This is a genomic window from Arthrobacter sp. H14 (assembly GCF_000520495.1).
In the GTDB taxonomy this organism is placed as follows: Bacteria; Actinomycetota; Actinomycetes; order Actinomycetales; family Micrococcaceae; genus Arthrobacter_C.
Map to the genome: position 1 here is coordinate 1 of NZ_KI914688.1, position 1,538 is coordinate 1,538.

Sequence of the window (1,538 nt, forward strand, 5' to 3'; positions counted from 1 at the left end):
CGTTCTGGCTACGCGCAGCTTCCAGTTCACCCCGGACCTGCTGCGCATCCTGGGCCGCATGCTCGGCCCGGGCCGAAGCCTCGGCACGGGCCACCCCTGCTGCCTCCAGGCCGGTACGGTGCTCCGCTTCGACACCGTCAGCGGCGGTGACCATCTCCTCGATCTCCTGCCCCAACGCCTCCTTCTCCGCCTCCCACACAGCCTGGGCGGCGCGGTAATCCTCCCCCGCCAACCTCACCGCTTCGGCCCAGATGGTCCCGGCCAGTTTCTGCGCCTGATCAGTCAACGCCCCCGGCGCCGCGACCACCGCCGCCGTGGCCGCAGCCGCCTCGTCCTTCCACTGCCGCAGGAACCGGGACGCGTCCGCCATCGACACCCCTGCCGCCTCACGTACGGCCGTGACCGTGGGCGCACGTTCGGCGCCGATACGCTCCGCCGCGGCGTATACCCGCTCTTTACCGCTCTGTGCCATGACACCCCTCCACCGGATCAGTACATTTAGTAGTAAGTATCATACTACTATTACTACTTTACCAGCCTATCCGCCGGTGTTGACGGAGCTGAGAAGCCCGGGCCACCCGGCGCCTACGTGGTTCCGCAGGATGCTGTCCGAGCGGCGGCGAGGCCCGTTCGCCTGGCGGGGCCCAAAACGTCTTGGCGCCGGGGGTATGTGTTAGCTCGTCCATCCCGCGTAGGGGCGGCGGTATTGGCCGGGCAGTTCTGCGGCGGTTTCGGGGGAGGTTTTCCGGCCCGTCTGCCTGACCCATGTTCCAATGGAAGAACACCTCGGCAGTGATCGCTTCCCAATGCGCGCTCTGGGTGCGGTAATAGGTAGTCCCCGTGTCGCCTTCGACGTACACGCCCAGGCCAAACAGCTCACCGGCCGCATCAGCCGTGCGGGTCACGGCGAGGATGATCAGCGGCCAGGCCCCGGCATCGAAGCCTTCGGCCCCCAGTTGGGCAACACCGACCAGACGGTCCCCTCCATCGAGCCGGGCCTCTATTTCAAGGACGAGGACCTCGCCGTTCCAGCGGAATACCGGTGCGGTGATGGCCTCGCCGGTGTCGGCGGTGGTGAACGGCGTTTTCGTCGCGGTCTCCATGGTGTGCTCCCTTGTTCGCAGATATGGGCCCAGGTGGGGTAACCCGTGGTGACCAGCAGATCCGGCTCCCCTCCCCCGGTTGTTTTTGCCTGCTGGCGGAGCACCGCGTAGCTGTGCACGACGGAACAACGCTCAACCCGTCAACACCATAAGGACAGCAGCAAAAAATGAGGTTCTTCCTGGTTTGCCGTGGTTCCGGCAAACCAGGACAACAGCCGGCCCGCGCCAGCGGACGCCCGATAGCCGTTTCCCGAGCGAGCGAGGGGACACGGCCAACACCCCACACCCACCCAGAAACCATGTCGGCCCGGCAGACTGTTTTACTCAAATGAGTATATGAGTTGGTGGGAATCCAGCTCCCCTCCCCCGGCCATCGCGCAGCGTCAGGCGGCCGGAGGAGCTGGCGGCGGAGGCCCGCCCGCGTGACCCACAAAG

At 66.1% G+C, this 1,538-nt stretch carries 2 protein-coding genes; both read right to left on the reverse strand.

Features of this window, described 5'->3' with window-relative positions; genetic code table 11:
- A partial coding sequence (locus tag Y707_RS27560; protein ID WP_051442208.1) for a DNA-binding protein occupies positions 1 to 472 on the reverse strand: 472 nt, incomplete at its 3' end.
- A 58-nt stretch (positions 473 to 530) separates the two neighbouring features.
- The gene (locus Y707_RS27565) at positions 531 to 1,103 is read right to left on the reverse strand and encodes a hypothetical protein (RefSeq protein WP_051442209.1); all 573 of its coding nucleotides are present in this window, start codon (positions 1,101 to 1,103) and stop codon (positions 531 to 533) included.
- Positions 1,104 to 1,538 lie beyond the last annotated feature (435 nt).